Below are 16,816 nucleotides of genomic sequence, written 5' to 3'. Positions count from 1 at the left end.
GGCCCATCCGGAGCTGCCGCCCGTGCGATCCTGTGCCGGGAACTAGCTGCACCGGGAGACAATACATGGAAGCGCAATTCATCCGCGTCGAACCGTTCTCATCCTATTTCGAGGCACGGAAGGTTCCTGTCGCGCCGGCCGTGCGCTATGGCGATCTCGTCTATGTCTCGCAACTGCCGCCCTATGATCCCGAGACCGGGGAGATCAGGCGCTTTCCGCTGGAGCGGCAGATCGAGATCGTCCTCGATCAGATGGCGCTGTGCCTTACGGCTGCGGGTTCATCGATCGACAGGGTGATCAAGTGCAATGTCTATTGCACCGGGGCCGATCAGTTCGAAACCATCAATCGGGTTTATGCGCGTTACTTCTCGGCCGACCCGCCGGCGCGCGGCTTTTTCATCGTTGCAGGATGGCATGGCCCGTTCGACGTCGAGGTCGACTGCGTAGCCGCAGTTTAGAAGTAGTGCGGATTACGTATTCTCTTCCCCGTCCCGCTTGCGCAGCAGATCCTTCGCGAGATCGCCAAGCTGCGGGCGTGGCAGCGCCGTGAATGGCAATGGCCGCGTCACATCGATGGCGGCGAGACCCAGGCGGGCAGTGAGCAGGCCATTGAGTACGCCTTCGCCCAGCCGCTGCGAGAGTTTCGCGGCGATGCCATGGCCGAGCACCTGCTGGATCATGCTGTCGCTGGCGGCCATGCCGCCGGTGATGGCGAGATGGCTGATGGCATGACGCATCAGCGTGATCATCCCGAGCGTCCCCGGCCGGCCGCCATAGAGTTTTGCAAGTTGGCGGACCAGCCGGATCGCAGCCGCAGCAACGAACAGGACATCGACCACCGCGCGCGGGCTGACGGCGGTCACCACCGAGACGCGTTGCGCGGCGACCGAGACGAGGCGACGCGCTTCGATGTCGAGCGGGCTCATCAATTCACGTTCGGCCACGCGAATGAGATCGGCGCCGTCGATGATATCGTCGGCATGGCCCTGCAGGGCAGTGCGGGCGCGGGCGAGGCGCGGATTGGTATGTGCGAGTTTCAGCAGATCGGCGAGCACCGCGCGGCTTTCGGCATGATCGTCGCTGGCGATCACGGCTAGCGCGCGGGCATGCAGCTTCTCGATAGTGGCGAGCCGCATCAGGCTCAGCGCTTCGCGTGCGATGATGGCGATCAGCGCGATGCTGACCAGCGCGGCGAAGCCGAGGCCGAGAAAGCCGAGGCCGTCATTGATGGCGAACAGGTCGCGGACCAGTTGCGTGACGCCGAGACCCGTGCCGAGCAGCACGAGGCCGCCGAGCCCGGTCCAGAACAGCGTGCCCCAGCGGAAACCCGATCGTGCGGGTCGTAGCGGCTCGTCGATGACGACGGGCATCGCCATCGGATCGGCTTCGGGCGTGATGCGGATGGTGCCGCGGGCGAGGCGGCCGGCGTCCTCGTCGGCGTCCATGACGGTGACGTGGGGATCGTCGAGCCGGAACGTGGCCGGGCGGCGCGTACGGTCGGTCATTGCAGCCTGTCTCCGATCAGGAACTGGAGCGCGCGGTCGAGGCGGATGTGAGGCAGAGCCGGCTCCTCGCCGCCGCCGCGCGTCAGCAGCGGCGGGCGGAAGCGCAGGAAGCGATAGTCGGTCTTGTCGGCGGCATCTGTCGAGAGCCCCCTGAAGGAGCCGCCCTCGAACAGTCCGTCGAGGTCGGTTGGCAGATCGCCGGGAAAGGTCGCGACTTCGGTCTCGCCGTCGAATGTCTCGCCATTGGCCACCTCGCCCGCGGCCGGCGTGCCCAGGATCGACGGCAGCTTGTCGCGACCGCGCTGCACCAGCGCTTCCTTGGTGGCGCGCACGGCGGCGATGGCGACCACGTCGACGGATGCACCGGCCAACTCCGAACGCGACACCGCCTTGGTCACGGTGCGCCTGAGCACATCCTCCAGCCGGTCATGGCTGAGGTGATGCAGATGATCGGCCTTGGTCGCCGCAAACAGGATGCGATCGACGCGCGGGCGGAACAGCGTGCTCAAGATCGTGCTGCGGCCGATGCGGAAACAATCGAGAATGCCGGCGAGGGCGGCTTCGAGATCGTGCAGTGCTTCGGGTCCCGCGTTGAAGGCAGAGAGCGCATCGACCAATACGATTTGCCGATCCAGCCTGGAGAAGTGATCGCGAAAGAACGGGCGAACGACCACATCCTTATAGGCCTCATAGCGTCGCTTCATCATCGCCCACAGCGAACCATCCGGTGCGCTGCCATCGCTGGCGACGTCGAGCGGCGCAAAGGTGAGCGCCGGCGAGCCCGCAAGATTGCCCGGCATCAGGAACCGGCCCGGTGGCAGCAGGCTCATGGCAAAGCGTTCGTCGCGGCAGGCGCGCAGATAATCGGTGAAGAGCCTCGCTGCGATCAGCGTCGCCTGCTCGTTTTCCGGCGCATTGGGATCGAGCGTGGCGAGATGCGCGTGAAACGCCGCGGCCAGTGTCGCGCGCGGTCCCTGTCGCGACAGCGCAAGGCTCTCCGCCGACCATTCCTCGTAGCTCTTGCCCAACAGCGGCAGGTCCAGCAGCCATTCGCCGGGATAGTCGACGATGTCGAGCGTGAGCTTGCGGTCGGCGCCGCTCGCGCGCTGATAGTCGATGACCAGACGCAGCTCGCTGATATCGGTGGTGGAGTTCGGCCAGCTCCGGTCGTCGATCAGCGTGCGCAGATGCTCTTCATAGGCGAACCTGGGAACGGCATCGTCGGGCTGCGGCGCAAGGCGCGCCTTGGCGATGCGTCCGGTGGCGAGTGACTCGAACACCGGAAAGCGTCCGCCGCGCGTCAGGCCATGCACGAGTGCAGTAATGAAGACCGTCTTGCCGGCGCGCGACAGGCCTGTGACCCCAAGCCGCACCGTGGGATTGAACAGACCATCGCCATAATCGAGCAATGCGCGCGCGGACAGCCGTGCTTCTTCGACGAGTTCGGATAGGCTGGGCATCGTGCGGGAAAGCTCATCATGGTGAATGGTGCGCGGGTGTTGGTCTGCCTCTAAAAATGGCGATTGTCTGGCTGAAATCAAGTTCGTCACGAAAGCGTCGTCACTCCGTCGTTCGGCTTTCGTTGACGATCTCCGGCCTATGATTTATCGCTGACTTCAGGGGTAGTCACAGGCGGGCTTACGGGGCAAGCTCACCGCATCGCACCGGCCAGGTTGACGCCACCATGACCGTTTTCCGATTCAAAGAACTGACCACCAATTCCGCTCACATGGTGGCCGGCGCGATCCGCTGGAATTACGACCGTGCCGAACTGATCGCCGACGGCATCGTTCACGGTCTCGGCGTGTTCTCCGGCCTGATCGCCGCCACCGTCCTCATCGTGCTCGCCGCGGTGTTCGCGACGGCCTATGAGGTCGTGACCGTCTCGGTCTATTCCGTGGGCCTGCTGGCGATGCTGGTGCTGTCGGCGATCTATAACATGTGGCCGGTGTCGCCGCGAAAGTGGTTCCTGCGCCGTTTTGATCACTCCGCGATCTATCTGCTGATCGCCGCGACCTACACGCCGTTCTTCGCGCAGATCGCCAACGCGCGGCTCGCGATCTCGCTGCTAGCTGGGGTGTGGAGCGTCGCCATCACCGGCATCGTCATCAAGCTGGTTTATCCCGGCCGTTTCGATCGGCTCGCCGTGGTGCTCTATCTCGCCATGGGCTGGAGCGGCCTGATGGCCTATGACGCCGTGTTCACGCCGCTGCCGCCGCTCACCATGTGGTTCGTCGCTGCCGGCGGCACGCTGTATACGCTGGGCGTCGTATTCCACGCCTGGCAGCGGCTGCGTTTCCAGAACGCCATCTGGCACGCATTTGTCCTACTCGGCGCCGCATGCCACTATACGGCCGTGCTCGACATGGTGCTGAGCACGTAGTTGTAGCCCGTATGAGCGCAGCGACATGCGGGGCCGGCGTCTCACCAATCTCGACATCCCCGGATATCGCTGCGCTCATCCGGGCTACAAAAAAACACAGGGAGTGACCCTTCATGCAGGTGACCGGCAAGGTCGTCGTCGTGACCGGTGGCGCCAATGGCATTGGCCAGGCGCTATGCGAGACATTTCATCAAGCGGGTGCAGCGAAAGTCGTCGTCGTCGATCTCGACGGTGAGCGCGCGACAGCCGTTGCAGAGTCCATCGGCGGCGCCGCATTCCGATGCGATGTCGGCAAGGAAAAAGACATTCAGCATGTGATCGAACTGACCGAACGGCATTACGGGCCGATCGCTTTGTTCTGCTCCAACGCCGGCATCGGCGGCGGCTTCGATCCCATGAGCCCGAATGCCGGCGGCACGTCGGATGAACCATGGGCGCGGAGCTGGGCGATTCATGTGATGGCCCATGTCTATGCGGCACGGCATTTGATCCCGCTCTACAAGGCGCGGGGCGGCGGCTACTTCCTCAACACGATCTCGGCGGCCGGTCTGCTGTCGCAAGTCGGCAGCCCGGCTTATTCGACCACCAAACATGCCGCGGTTGGCTTCGCCGAAAATCTCGCGATCTCGCACCGGGCCGATAACATCAAGGTCTCGATCCTGTGCCCGCAGGGTGTCGATACCAACATGCTGAAAAACATTCCGAAGGGCCCGCAATCCAATGACGGCAATCTGTCGCCGGAGCAGGTCGCGCAGGATGCGCTGGCGGGGATCGAGGCGGAGACCTTCCTGATCCTGCCGCACAAGCAGGTGATCGATTACATGCGCAAGAAGACCGAGAACTATGATCGCTGGATCGGCGGCATGGCGAAGATCCAGGCGAAGATGCGGGAGACGTTTGGGAAGTAAGAAGTGTAGTTAGGGTGGCACTTGCGAGCGCCGCTGCTTTTTCCCTCCCCCTTGCGGGGAGGGTGGCCGGCCGTCAGGCCGGTCGGGTGGGGGTGCCCCACGGTAGGTCGGCGCGTGGGGCACCCCCACCCCGGCCTATCGGCCGACCCTCCCCGCAAGGGGGAGGGAGACCACGGGCGTCTGCGCGTTACAGGTTCAGTTGCTGAAGAAACTACTCCGCTGCTTCGAGCTTCGGCGGCCGCGGCCAGATCACCGGGACCGGTGGGTCATAGGCCTGGATCGGTGGCAGGTTGCCGGTGAATTTTTCGACATTCACCACCGTGAGCTGGCCGGTGCAGCCCTGCGCGAGGCGCGAGGTGCCGGTGTCCCTTGTCAGCACATTCGGATTGCCGTGCACGCAGAGCGGCTTTTCCTCGTTCGGATCCTCGGGATCGTAATAGGCGCCGGTCGGCAACTGGACGACGCCGGCCATGACGTCCTCGGTGACGACGACGGAAGCGAGGCAGGCGCCGCGTTGATTGAACAGCCTGATGATATCGCCGTCCTTGATGCCGCGTGCATCGGCGTCGATCGGGTGCATGCGTGCGACCTCGCGGCCGCGGCGCTTCTCGGCCGAACTATGCCCGCCGAAATCGAGCTGGCTGTGCAGTCGCGACGCCGGCTGGTTGGCGACGAGCTGCAGCGGATTCGCCGCGTCGACCACGTCCTCGGGCGTGAGCCAGACGGGATGGCCGGGGCAGTCGTCGTAACCGAAGCTGGCGATGGTGTCGGAAGTGATCTCGATCTTGCCGCTGGTGGTCGGCAGCGGCGTGCCCTCGGGATCTTCGCGGAAGGCGCGCAGCGTGCCGCCATCCAGCGGCAGTTGCGGCAGCATCACTTCGCCGGCCGCCCAGAAGGCGTCGAAGTCGGGTGCATCGATGCCCTTGGCTTTGAGCCCATCGTACGTCGGCTGATAGAGATGCTTCAGCCATTCACGCGGCGTGCGGCCTTCGGTGAAAGCATCGGCGGCGCCGAGGCGTTCGGAGAGGCCGGTGAAGATCGCGTAGTCGTCGCGCGCGTCGCCAAACGGCTCGGCCATCTGATGCATCGCCACCATCATCGGATCGGTCTGCGAGCTGCCGATATCCTCGCGCTCCAGCGACATGGTGCAGGGGAGCACGAAGTCCGCATGACGCGCCGATGCGGTCCAGGCGAGGTCGTGCACCACCAGCGTGTCGACCTGCGCAAAGGCCTTGCGCAGGCGATTGAGATCCTGATGGTGATGGAACGGATTGCCGCCGGCCCAATAGACCAGCTTGATATCCGGATAGGTCATGTGCGCGCCGTTATATTCGAACGGTGCGCCGGGATTGAGCAGCATGTCGCTGACGCGCGCCACCGGAATGAATTCGCTGACGCCGTTCTTGCCCTGCGGCAGGCCGGCGATCGGCACGGCATTCTGGTGGCGTCCGTAATTGGCGATGGCGCCGAGCGCATAGCCGAAGCCGCCGCCGGGCAGGCCCGATTGTCCGAACATCGCTGATAGCACCGAGGCCATCCAGACCGGCTGTTCGCCATGCTTCGCACGCTGCAGCGAATGGGCGACCACGAACAGCGCGCGCTTGCCGGGCAGGCGACGCGCCAGCTTGAGGATAGCGTCGGCTGTCAGTCCGGTGATCGCGGCGGCCCAGGCGGCGTCCTTGGGCTGGCCGTCGCTGCGGCCCATCAGATAGTCCTCGAAGGTGTTCCAGCCGTGCGTATGGCTGGCGAGGAACGCGCGATCATGTGTGCCGTCCATCACGGCGGTGTGCGCGATGCCGAGCATCAGCGCCACATCGGTGCCGGGCCGTGCGGCGACCCAGTCCTGGTTCACTTCATCCGGCAGATCGCTCTTCAGTGGCGAGATCAGCACCAGTTCGCCGCCGCGCTTGCTCAGTGCGATCATGTCGCGATGTTCGGTGTGCTTGCTGATGCCGCCGCCGGCGACGCGCGAATTCTTGGTGTTCATGCCGCCGAAGGCGAGAATGATATCGGTGTGCTCGACGATTTCATCCCAGCCGATATTGCGGCGGGTCATGTCTTCGTAATTGCCGAGGATGTGCGGAATGAGAACCGTCGATGCGCCGGCCGAGTAGCTGTTGACCGAGCGCACATAGCCGCCGAGGGCGACATTCAGAAAACGATGGATCTGACTCTGCGCGTGATGGAAGCGTCCCGCGCTCGACCAGCCATAGGAGCCGCCATAGATCGCCTTGGCGCTGTAGGCGTCCTTGACGCGCTTCAGCTCACCGGCGAGCAGGTCGAGGACCTCGTCCCATTCCATCTCGACGAATGCGTCACGGCCGCGACGATCGTCCGGGCCGGGGCCGTTCTCGAGCCAGCCACGACGCACCATCGGCTTGGCGATGCGCGCCTTGTGGCGGAGCGCTTCAGGAAAATTCTGGATGATCGGATTCGGATCGGGATCGATCGGATGCGGTGTGATGACCAGCTTGCCGTCGACCCACTGTCCGGAAAAGGCACCCCAGTGGGAGCTGTGCGATTTCTTGGCGTTGTCGTTCGGCTGCTTGGTCATGCCGGCCCTTCCGCTATGATCCTGTCATATCAATGCTTCTGTCCATAAAGCACGGGAACGGCCGAGTCGACGATGACTTCGACAAGGCTGACGCCCGGATGTTGCAGAGACTGCGCGAAGGCGCCTGCAAGTTCCGATGATTTCTCGACGCGGATGGCATGCGCGCCCATGCCTTCCGCCAATTTGACGAAATCCAGACCGGGCAGATCCAGCCCGGGAACATTACGCACCTGCATCACCTGGCTGAAGGAGCGCATCGCACCGTAACCGGAATTGTTGATAACCACTATGGTTAAAGGCAATTTGCGCTGCGCGGCGGTCCATAGCGCCTGGATCGAATACATCGCCGAGCCGTCGCCGATCAGGCACACGGTGCGGCGATCCGGATAGCCCAATGCCATACCGACAGATGCCGGCAGTGAATGGCCGAGGCCACCTGACGACATGGTGTAGAAACTGTTCGCGCCGCGCATCGGAAGATACTTCTGCATCGCCGGGCGATGCGAGGGCGCTTCTTCCACCAGCATCGCATCAGCAGGCATGGCCCGCGACAGCGTGTGCAGCAGATAATCTATCGGGATCGGGTCAGCACCCGCGGGCGGCGGCGGCAGGATGCGGCCCTTGGCGACGTTTCGTTTTGTGTCTGGCAGCAGATCGAGCAGCAGCTTGAGGGCCGGCTTCATGGTGGCAATAATGCTGGTGCCGATCGGCGCGACGGCGGCGGAGTCCGCATCATCGGTGATCTGGAAGATGGTGGTATCGCCGTCGAAGATCGCGGCATGGCCTTCCACATGGAAGGTGAACACCGGCGCGCCGATGACAACGACGAGATCGTGTTCGCGCAGCGCGTCGGAGAGCTGCGCCGGCGACGCATGCAGGAAGCCCGCGAATTGCGGATGAAGTTCCGGGAAACTGCAGCGCGCCGAGAACGGACTGACCCAGACGGCGGCCTTCGTTTTCTCAGCAACGCTGACCATGAGATCGACGGCGTTTGCGCGGTCGATACCGGGGCCAACGATGAGCGCCGGGTTCTTGCTTGTGCCGAGTGCGGCGACAAGTTCCTGCATCGCTTGCGGATCTGGCCCGAGCTCGCGACTGACATGGCGCGCCTCGAGAGGTTGGGCCTGATGCGTCCAGTCGTCGATCGGCACCGACACGAAAGTCGGTCCGCAAGGCGGCTGCATCGCGACGTAATAGGCGCGGGCGATGGCGGCGGGCACGTCCTCGGCGCGCGCGGGCTCGACGCTGTACTTCACATAGGGCCGCGGAAATTCCGAGGCGCGCTCGGCATAGAGAAACGCCTGCAGCGGCAAAATACTTCGCGCCTGCTGGCCGGCGGTGATCACCATCGGCGTCTGGTTGCGATGCGCGGTATAGATGTTGCCGAGCGCATTGCCGACGCCGGCAGCGGAATGAAGATTGACGAAGGCGGCATTGCGCGTCGCCTGCGCATAGCCGTCCGCCATGCCGATGACGGAGGCTTCCTGCAGCCCGAGTACGTAGTCGATGTCGTCCGGCCAGTCGGACAGGAACGGCAGTTCGGTGGAGCCGGGATTGCCGAAGACTTTGGTGATCCCGAAGCCGCGCAGCAGATTCAGCGTGGCGTCCTTGACGGTCACGGGAGTACGGGCGGCGGTTGTCTTGCTGTCGCGGGCCAAGGTCGTTTCCTCACGGGATCGGGCAGTGGTCTGCCGTGTGTTGTTGACTCATCAACAGCAGGAGGGGGTGGGGAGTCAATCGGGGAGGGGGGTGAAACCGCCTCGATGGAGCGGAGGCGCGCCGTCGCTCCCTCTCCCCGCTGTTGCGCGGGGAGAGGGGTGGGGTGAGGGGCGAGGCACCGAGCCTGCGAAATTCGCAGGATGCTCGGGTCGAAGAATTGAGCGATCCGAAAGCGGAGTGAGTTGGGCTCTTACAGCGCGCTGCCCCTCACCCGCCGCGAAGACGCGGCGACCTCTCCCCGCGCAGAGCGGGGAGAGGTAAGATCAGCGCGCTCCTTCGGCTACCAGCTCGCGGTCGCCTTCATGGTCGGCGCGCCCTTGTCGTTCGCCGTCCAGACCTCGAGCCCGTCGGCCGTCTCATTCGCATTCACCGTGAAATCCGCGCCATCGAACAGCGGCGACACGCCGCGATAGCTGAACTTCGCGGGCGCCTTGCCACCCTTGAGCTTGGCGGCGAACTCCACCAGCAAGGCTGCCTGCAGCGGCCCATGAAACACGAGGCCCGGATAGAATTCGACCTTGGTGACATAGTCGCGGTCGTAATGGATGCGGTGACCGTTGAAGGTCAGCGCCGAGTAGCGGAACAGCAGCACAGGATCGGCGTAATGGGTCTCCTGATGCTTGGCGGCCGGTATCTCCTTCGGCGCGGGCGCCGGCGGCGCCATGCTGGTCGGCATGTCTCTGTAGACGATGTCCTGGCGCTCGCGGATGGCGAGGCCGCGCTTGGTGGTGATCAGGTGCTCGACATTGACGAAGCACAGCGCGCCGGTGGAGCCGGTCTTCAGATTGACGTCGAGGATCTTCGACGAGCGCGTGACCTCATCGTCGACGCGAATGGTGTCGAGAAACTGGCACTCGCCGCCGGCCCACATGCGGCGCGGCAGCGGCACGGGCGGCAGGAAACCGCCGCGCGCCGGATGACCATCCGTGCCAAGCTTGTCCATCGCCGCCACCGGTTGCGCCAGGCACCACTGCGTGGTGAAGGGCGCGGCGTCGCCGGGCTTCGGCGTACCGATGTCGAGAAAGAGCGTCGCGCGCAGGCCCTTCACGAGCTGCGCAGTCACGACGTCGGAGGCCTCAATGGTGCGACCGATCCACTGCTTGAGATGATCGATGTCGAGCGTCTCGGTCATGATGACCTCCGTCTGATCTTGAAAATTACATCTGCACTTCGCCGATGCCGGGCACCGCGCCGTAGCTGCGCGGCGCATCGACCCAGATCGCGGCCGGTGCCGGATACGACACTTCGCCATTCGGCGTGTTGACGGTGATGCGGCGCAGATGCGGATGGTTGGTGAGATCCGCCATCGTGTTCACTTCGGCGAAGGCGATGTCGGCGTCGGTCAGGCGCTTCAGGAGTTCGTCGCGGCTGAGCGATCCGAAGATGTCGCTGACAGTCTGGTCGGTGAAGGCGCGGTTGCGCACGCGCTCGACGCCGTTGACCAGACGTGGGTCACTGGCCAGCGCGGCATCGCCGAGCACCTTGGCGCAGAGGACCTTCCACTCACGCTCGCTCTGGATCGAGATCAGGATGTCCTTGCCATCCTTGGAGCGAAACACGCCATAGGGCGCGATCGAGGGATGTGCCAAGCCCATGCGCTTCGGCTCGTTGCCGGCCTCGGAGTTGAGCAGCGGCACAGTGAGCCAGTCGGCCATCACGTCGAACATGGAGATGCGGATATCGGCGCCTTCGCCGGTCACCGAACGCCCGATCAGCGCTTCCAGGATCGCCGCATGCGCGGCAGCCCCGGTGGCGACATCGACGATGGAGACGCCGACACGCGACGGGCCTTCGGGGCCGCCGGTGATCGAGGCGAGCCCGCTCTCGGCCTGGATCAAGAGGTCATAGGCCTTGCGATGGGCATAGGGACCGGTGTCGCCATAGCCGGTGATGGTGGCGCAGATCAGCCGCGGATAATCCTTTCGCAAACGCTCGCGCGTGAAGCCGAGCTTGTCCATCGAGCCGGGCTTGAGGTTCTGGATCAGCACGTCGGCGGTGGCGATCAGCTCTTCCATGGCCTTGCGGCCGTCCGGCGTGGCGAGATCGACCACCACGGAATCCTTGCCGCGGTTGAGCCAGACGAAATAGCTGCTCTGGCCTTTGGCCGCGGCGTCATAGCCACGGGCAAAGTCGCCTTCGGGGCGCTCGATCTTGATGACATGCGCGCCGGCATCCGCGAGCCGCGAACTGCAGAATGGTGCAGCCACCGCCTGTTCAACGGCGATGACGGTCAGTCCCTTGAGCGGCAGCATGTGTCTATCTCAATACGAGCGCGGCATGCCGAGCACGTGCTCGGCCACGAAGGACAGGATCAGGTTGGTCGAGATCGGCGCCACCTGATACAGACGCGTCTCGCGGAATTTGCGTTCGACGTCGTATTCCTCGGCAAATCCAAAACCGCCATGGGTCTGGATACAGGCATTGGCCGCCTCGAACGACGCATCGGCGGCGAGCATTTTGGCCATATTGGCCTCGGCGCCGCATTCCATGCCGGCTTCATATTTGCGCAGCGCTTCCTTCACCATCAGCTCGGCCGCGCGCATATTCGCATAGGCCTTGGCGATGGGGAATTGAATACCCTGGTTCTGGCCGATCGGGCGGCCGAACACCTGACGCTCCTTGGCATAGGCGCTCGCCTTGGCGATGAACCACTTGGCATCGCCGACGCATTCGCTCGCGATCAGGATGCGCTCGGCATTCATGCCGGAGAGGATGTAGCGGAAGCCCTTGCCCTCTTCGCCGATCAGGTTTTCCTTCGGCACCTTCATGTCGGTGAAGAACACTTCGGTGGTGGCGTGGTTCATCATGGTGCGGATCGGGCGGATCTCGAGGCCGTTCTGTTTGGCCTCCTTCATGTCCACCAGAAACACCGACAGCCCGTCGGTGCGCTTCGCCGCCTGTTCCTTCGGCGTGGTGCGCGCGAGCAGCACCATCAGGTCGGAATATTCGGCGCGGCTGGTCCAGATCTTCTGGCCGTTGACGATGTAGTCGCCGTTGTCGTCCTTCTTCGCCACCGTCTTCAGCGAGGACGTGTCCGTGCCCGAGGTCGGCTCGGTGACGCCGAAGGCCTGCAGGCGAACTTCGCCACTGGCGATCTTCGGCAGCCACTTGGCCTTCTGCTCGTCATTGCCATGACGCAGCACCGTGCCCATCGTATACATCTGCGCGTGGCAGCCGCCGCCGTTGCAACCGGCGCGCTGGATCTCTTCGAGGATCGCCGCTGCGGCCGACAGCTTGAGGCCGGAGCCGCCATATTCCTCGGGGATCAGCACCGACAGATAGCCGGCTTCCGTCAGTGCATCGACGAAAGCCTTCGGATAGGCCATCTCGCGGTCGAGCTTGCGCCAGTATTCACCGGGGAACTGTGCGCACAGTTTGGCAACGGCATCGCGGATATCGTGGAATTCGTCCTGTTCCGCGGGATGGTGTTTCGTCAAGGAATTGAGCTTCTCTTCTTGAGGGGAAAATTATGAATCCTGACCGGCATTACGAAATCCTCACCGGGAGGGTCTCGTAGCCTTTAACGAAGCTCGAATACACGCGCTTGGGTTCCCCCACAACTTCGATGTTCTCGAACCGTTTCAGTATCTCCTCCCAAACGATCCTCAATTGCAACTCCGCCAGGCGCATGCCCACGCAGCGGTGTATGCCAAAACCGAATGACAGGTGAATCTTCGGCCGCGCACGGTCGATGATGAACTCGTTCGGGCGCTCGATGACCTCGTCGTCGCGGTTTCCGGAGACGTACCACATAACCACGCGGTCGCCTTTCCTGATGGTCTTGCCACCCAGTTCGGTATCCTGGAGCGCCGTGCGGCGCATATGCGCCAGCGGCGTCTGCCAGCGGATCACTTCGGGGACCATGGTCTCGATGAGCGACGGATTGTCGCGCAACTTCTGATACTGGTCGGGGTTCTCGTTCAGCGCCAGCACCGAGCCCGTCATGGTGTTGCGGGTGGTGTCGTTGCCGCCGACGATGAGCAGGATCATGTTGCCCATCAGGTTGTCCGGATCCATGAAGCGCGTCGCGTCGCTATGCGCCATCATCGAGACGAGGTCATTCCGTGGTTCGGAATTTACTCGCTCGTTCCAGAGGTTCTGGAAATAGGCGAAGCACTCGTCCATTACCTCGCGACGCTCTTCCGGACTGGAGACGACGCCGCTTTTTGGCAGCGCCGTGGCAACGTCGGACCAACGTGTCAGCTTGCGGCGTTCCTCCCACGGGAAGTCGAACAGCGTCGCCAGCATTTGGGTCGTGAGTTCGATCGAGACGCGGTCGACCCAGTCGAAGGTCTTGCCGCGCGGCAGGCCGTCCAGCACCTTGCATGTGCGCGTGCGGATCAGTTTGGCCAGTTCGTCGAGATGATCGGGCGTGAACATCGGCGTCACGGTCTTGCGCTGCGGCGTGTGTTTCGGCTCGTCCATCGAGATGAAGCTCGGCCAGCTATAGCCTTCCGGCTCGTCACGAATGCCGATGCCGCCGAGCTTGGAATCCGACGAGAAGATGCCGTGGCTGGTATCGACCTTCATGATGTCGTTGTACTTGGTCACCGACCAGTATGGCTCGATCGGCGCGCTGGTGCAGTAATGCACCGGCTCTTCCGCGCGCAGCCGTTCGAAGAACGGCCATAGCGTGTCGGTAGCGAACAGTTTCGGCGCGCCGGGATGGAAGTCCTTCAGCGGCATCGAATAGGCGAGATCGCGTGCGATGCGCTGGATCTCGGCTTTGTCAGGATTGATCCTGGTCTGGATATTCATGGCGTCTGCTCTCCAAAATCGATCCTGAGCTGTTGTGGTCGCTGGTTCAGCCAGGGATCCGCACAGGCAGTGTTTCATAGCCCTTCACGAAGCTCGAAAAGACGCGGCGGGGCTCGCCGACGACCTCGATCCGCTCGAAGCGCTTCATGATCTCTTCCCACACAATCTTCAATTGAAGTTCGGCAAGTCTGAGGCCGACGCAACGGTGGATACCGAAGCCGAATGACAGATGGCGATTGGGACGAACGCGATCGATGATGAATTCGTTCGGGTTTTCGATGACCTCGTCATCGCGATTGCCCGAGACATACCACATCACGACCTTGTCACCCTTCCTGATCTGCTTGCCGCCGAGCTCGGCATCCTGCAACGCCGTGCGCCGCATATGTGCCAGCGGCGTCTGCCAGCGGATGATCTCCGGGACCATGCTCTCGATCAGCGCGGGATTGGCGCGCAGCTTGTCATATTCGCCGGGGAATTGATTGAGTGCGTAGACACCGCCAGACATCGAATTGCGCGTGGTGTCGTTGCCGCCGACGATCAGCAGAATGATGTTGCCGAGAAAACTCTCCGGATCGAGATGCCGCGTGGCCTCGCTATGCGCCATCATCGATATCAGGTCGCTCTTCGGCGGCGCATTGAGTCGCTCCTGAAACAACCGGCCGAAATACTCGCCGCATTCCCGCAGTTCTCTCTGCCGCTCCAGCTCGGCCTCGGGCGTGGGTGGCAACATGGTGGCGACATCCGACCAGTGGGTGAGCTTGCGGCGCTCCTCCCAGGGAAAGTCGAACAGGGTTGCCAGCATCTGTGTGGTCAATTCGATCGACACGCGGTCGACCCAGTCGAAGGTCTCGTTGCGGGGCAGGGAGTCCAGCACCTCGGCAGTGCGGCTGCGGATCAGGCTGGAGAGCTCGTCCATGTGGTGAGGCGCAAACATCGGCGCCACCGTCTTACGCTGGGCGCTGTGATGCGGTGGATCTGTCGCAATGAACATCGGCCGGCGGAACTGCACACCGGCATCGCGGATGGTGATGCCGCCGAAAGCCGCAGCGGAGGAGTAGGTGGCGTGATTGGTCTCGACCTGCATGATGTCGTTGTACTTGGTCACCGACCAATACGGTCCGAACATGCTGTCCTTGCAGTAGTGGACGGGATCCTCGCGGCGCAGCCGTTCGAAATAGGGCCAGAACGTATCGGTGCGGAACAGTTCGGGGTTGCCGGGATCGAACTCATCGAGCGGCATCCCGTAAGCTTGGGCGTGAGCGGCGGCTTGGGCGGATTCGTTGCTGTCGGAATCCTGGACGCGATCGAGCATCGGTTCTCTCCCTGGCATGCCTTCCGTGGTTGGGTCCCGGAGGGCTTATTTGGATGAATTACAACCCGTTGCGCGGCCAAGAGCAAGGACCACTTTATGCCTCTTCTCAGCCCGTTCGGCCCGTGACATGGTGATTTCAATCAACAAAATCGGCGCGCTTGCGCGCCGTTCTGACCGGAGGCGACCCTGTGATTTCGAACGCTCAACGGATGTTCAATTTCGATCTCGGCGAGACTGCGGACGCGATTCGCGAGACGGTGCGTGACTTCTCCCAGAACGAGATCGCGCCGCGCGCCGAAGCCATCGACAAGACCAATCAGTTTCCGCTCGATCTCTGGCCCAAGATCGGCGCGCTCGGCCTGCACGGTATCACGGTGGAGGAAGAGTTTGGCGGTGCCGGGCTCGGCTATCTCGAACACGTCATCGCGGTGGAAGAGATTTCGCGCGCTTCGGCGTCGGTGGGCCTGTCCTATGGCGCGCATTCGAACCTCTGCGTCAATCAGTTGCGTCGCAATGGTAACGAGGCGCAGAAGCGCAAATATCTGCCGAAGCTGATCTCCGGCGAACATGTGGGATCGCTGGCGATGTCCGAGCCGGGTTCCGGCTCGGACGTGGTGTCGATGAAGACCCGCGCCGACAAGAAGGGCGATCGCTACGTTCTCAATGGCAACAAGATGTGGATCACCAACGGTCCGGTGGCACAGACGCTGGTGGTCTATGCCAAGACCGATCCGGCGGCCGGCCCGCGCGGCATCACCGCCTTCATCATCGAAAAGGGGATGAAGGGTTTCTCGACGGCGCAGAAGCTCGACAAGCTGGGCATGCGCGGCTCGGATACCTGCGAACTCGTCTTCGAGGATTGCGAGGTGCCCGAGGAGAATGTGCTCGCGGAGGTCGGTCGCGGCGTCAATGTCCTGATGTCCGGCCTCGATTATGAGCGCGCGGTGCTGGCGGCGGGGCCGCTCGGCATTATGCAGGCCTGTCTTGATGTCGCGCAGCCTTATGTGCACGAGCGCAAGCAGTTCGGCGAACCGATCGGCAACTTCCAGCTCGTGCAGGGCAAGATCGCCGACATGTATGTCGCGCTGAGTTCTGCCCGCGCTTATGTCTATGCGGTGGCGAAAGCCTGTGATCGCGGCGAGACCACCCGCGAGGATGCCGCCGGCGCCATCCTCTACGCGTCGGAACGCGCCACGCAATGCGCGCTCGACGCGATCCAGCTCCTCGGCGGCAATGGCTATATCAACGACTATCCCACCGGCCGCCTGCTGCGGGACGCCAAACTCTACGAAATCGGCGCCGGCACCAGCGAGATCAGGCGGATGCTGATCGGGCGGGAGTTGTTTGCGAAGAACGGGTGAGGTTTTCACGCCGTCATTCCGGGGCGCACGAAAGCGGCAAAGCCGCTGAAGTGCGAACCCGGCGACTGTCTTGTGTGTCAATGAGGCTGGGTCTCTCCGTCATAGTGTTTGTTGGCTTTGACGAGCGCGTTGGCGGTGATGAGGAGCTTTCGGGCAACGGCGATGAGTGCGACCTTGGCAGGCTTTCCCTGCAACCGCAGGGCCTGATAGGCCTGTTTCATCTGCGGATGATGGCGGCAGGCAACGAGAGCTGCCATGTACAGCGCGGCGCGAACGCAGGGCCGACCGCCGGCAATCATCGCCCGCGGTGGCG

14 protein-coding genes are annotated in these 16,816 nt (G+C 63.2%); 4 read left to right on the top strand and 10 right to left on the bottom strand.

The window, feature by feature from the left end:
- Positions 1 to 65: 65 nt before the first annotated feature.
- Positions 66 to 458, top strand: coding sequence for a RidA family protein (locus tag A4A58_RS17025; protein WP_068734203.1), 393 nt, complete (start codon positions 66 to 68; stop codon positions 456 to 458).
- Positions 459 to 470: 12 nt separating this feature from the next.
- Here A4A58_RS17025 and A4A58_RS17020 read toward each other — a convergent pair whose 3' ends face one another.
- Both A4A58_RS17020 and A4A58_RS17015 read right to left on the bottom strand, forming a co-directional pair.
- Positions 471 to 1,505 (bottom strand): YcjF family protein, encoded by a 1,035-nt coding sequence (locus A4A58_RS17020; RefSeq protein WP_068734201.1) that lies wholly within the window; start codon positions 1,503 to 1,505, stop codon positions 471 to 473.
- On the bottom strand, positions 1,502 to 2,965 hold the full coding sequence (locus tag A4A58_RS17015; RefSeq protein ID WP_068734199.1) for a YcjX family protein: 1,464 nt from the start codon (positions 2,963 to 2,965) through the stop codon (positions 1,502 to 1,504). The genes A4A58_RS17020 and A4A58_RS17015 overlap by 4 nt, the downstream gene beginning before the upstream one ends.
- Positions 2,966 to 3,189: 224 nt before the next feature.
- On the opposite strand from A4A58_RS17015, the gene trhA reads away from it, so the two are divergent.
- Positions 3,190 to 3,888, top strand: a complete 699-nt coding sequence (trhA, locus tag A4A58_RS17010; protein ID WP_068734198.1) for a PAQR family membrane homeostasis protein TrhA — start codon at positions 3,190 to 3,192, stop codon at positions 3,886 to 3,888.
- A 113-nt stretch (positions 3,889 to 4,001) separates the two neighbouring features.
- Complete coding sequence (locus A4A58_RS17005; RefSeq protein ID WP_068734197.1) at positions 4,002 to 4,796, top strand: SDR family oxidoreductase; 795 nt, start codon at positions 4,002 to 4,004, stop codon at positions 4,794 to 4,796.
- Positions 4,797 to 5,007: 211 nt separating this feature from the next.
- On the opposite strand, the gene A4A58_RS17000 is transcribed toward A4A58_RS17005, so the two are convergent.
- From A4A58_RS17000 to A4A58_RS16970, 7 genes are all read right to left on the bottom strand, one after another.
- Entirely contained in the window at positions 5,008 to 7,350 is a 2,343-nt protein-coding gene (locus A4A58_RS17000; RefSeq protein WP_068734195.1) for a molybdopterin guanine dinucleotide-containing S/N-oxide reductase, read from the bottom strand.
- A 29-nt stretch (positions 7,351 to 7,379) separates the two neighbouring features.
- Complete coding sequence (gene mdlC, locus A4A58_RS16995) at positions 7,380 to 9,008, bottom strand: benzoylformate decarboxylase (RefSeq protein WP_068734193.1); 1,629 nt, start codon at positions 9,006 to 9,008, stop codon at positions 7,380 to 7,382.
- A gap of 341 nt (positions 9,009 to 9,349) precedes the next feature.
- The gene (locus A4A58_RS16990; protein WP_068734191.1) at positions 9,350 to 10,201 is read right to left on the bottom strand and encodes an FAS1-like dehydratase domain-containing protein; all 852 of its coding nucleotides are present in this window, start codon (positions 10,199 to 10,201) and stop codon (positions 9,350 to 9,352) included.
- 25 nt (positions 10,202 to 10,226) lie between these two features.
- Complete coding sequence (locus tag A4A58_RS16985) at positions 10,227 to 11,321, bottom strand: CaiB/BaiF CoA transferase family protein (RefSeq protein ID WP_068734189.1); 1,095 nt, start codon at positions 11,319 to 11,321, stop codon at positions 10,227 to 10,229.
- Between the two features lie 9 nt (positions 11,322 to 11,330).
- The gene (locus A4A58_RS16980) at positions 11,331 to 12,506 is read right to left on the bottom strand and encodes an acyl-CoA dehydrogenase family protein (RefSeq protein WP_068734187.1); all 1,176 of its coding nucleotides are present in this window, start codon (positions 12,504 to 12,506) and stop codon (positions 11,331 to 11,333) included.
- A gap of 49 nt (positions 12,507 to 12,555) precedes the next feature.
- Positions 12,556 to 13,827: a cytochrome P450 gene (locus A4A58_RS16975; protein WP_068734185.1), complete on the bottom strand. Its 1,272-nt coding sequence runs from the start codon at positions 13,825 to 13,827 to the stop codon at positions 12,556 to 12,558.
- Between the two features lie 46 nt (positions 13,828 to 13,873).
- Entirely contained in the window at positions 13,874 to 15,070 is a 1,197-nt protein-coding gene (locus A4A58_RS16970) for a cytochrome P450 (protein WP_244499790.1), read from the bottom strand.
- A gap of 260 nt (positions 15,071 to 15,330) precedes the next feature.
- Between A4A58_RS16970 and A4A58_RS16965 the strand changes: the two genes are divergently transcribed.
- Positions 15,331 to 16,503, top strand: coding sequence for an isovaleryl-CoA dehydrogenase (locus A4A58_RS16965; RefSeq protein WP_068734239.1), 1,173 nt, complete (start codon positions 15,331 to 15,333; stop codon positions 16,501 to 16,503).
- A 77-nt stretch (positions 16,504 to 16,580) separates the two neighbouring features.
- Here A4A58_RS16965 and A4A58_RS16960 read toward each other — a convergent pair.
- On the bottom strand, positions 16,581 to 16,816 hold a 236-nt coding region (locus A4A58_RS16960; RefSeq protein ID WP_139069873.1), incomplete at its 5' end, for a transposase.

The sequence above is a fragment of the Tardiphaga robiniae genome (assembly GCF_001618955.1).
Lineage (GTDB): Bacteria > Pseudomonadota > Alphaproteobacteria > Rhizobiales > Xanthobacteraceae > Tardiphaga > Tardiphaga robiniae_A.
This window is presented reverse-complemented; position numbering and strand designations above follow the sequence as displayed.

Bases quoted from the DNA above. Each gene is read 5' to 3' on its own strand.
- A4A58_RS16990 (WP_068734191.1), bottom strand. From the start codon at position 10,201: ATGACCGAGACGCTCGACATCGATCATCTCAAGCAGTGGATCGGTCGC.
- A4A58_RS17000 (WP_068734195.1), bottom strand. From the start codon at position 7,350: ATGACCAAGCAGCCGAACGACAACGCCAAGAAATCGCACAGCTCCCAC.
- A4A58_RS17005 (WP_068734197.1), top strand. From the start codon at position 4,002: ATGCAGGTGACCGGCAAGGTCGTCGTCGTGACCGGTGGCGCCAATGGC.
- A4A58_RS17025 (WP_068734203.1), top strand. From the start codon at position 66: ATGGAAGCGCAATTCATCCGCGTCGAACCGTTCTCATCCTATTTCGAG.
- trhA (WP_068734198.1), top strand. From the start codon at position 3,190: ATGACCGTTTTCCGATTCAAAGAACTGACCACCAATTCCGCTCACATG.
- A4A58_RS16985 (WP_068734189.1), bottom strand. From the start codon at position 11,321: ATGCTGCCGCTCAAGGGACTGACCGTCATCGCCGTTGAACAGGCGGTG.
- A4A58_RS16975 (WP_068734185.1), bottom strand. From the start codon at position 13,827: ATGAATATCCAGACCAGGATCAATCCTGACAAAGCCGAGATCCAGCGC.
- A4A58_RS17020 (WP_068734201.1), bottom strand. From the start codon at position 1,505: ATGACCGACCGTACGCGCCGCCCGGCCACGTTCCGGCTCGACGATCCC.
- A4A58_RS17015 (WP_068734199.1), bottom strand. From the start codon at position 2,965: ATGCCCAGCCTATCCGAACTCGTCGAAGAAGCACGGCTGTCCGCGCGC.
- A4A58_RS16970 (WP_244499790.1), bottom strand. From the start codon at position 15,070: ATGCCGCTCGATGAGTTCGATCCCGGCAACCCCGAACTGTTCCGCACC.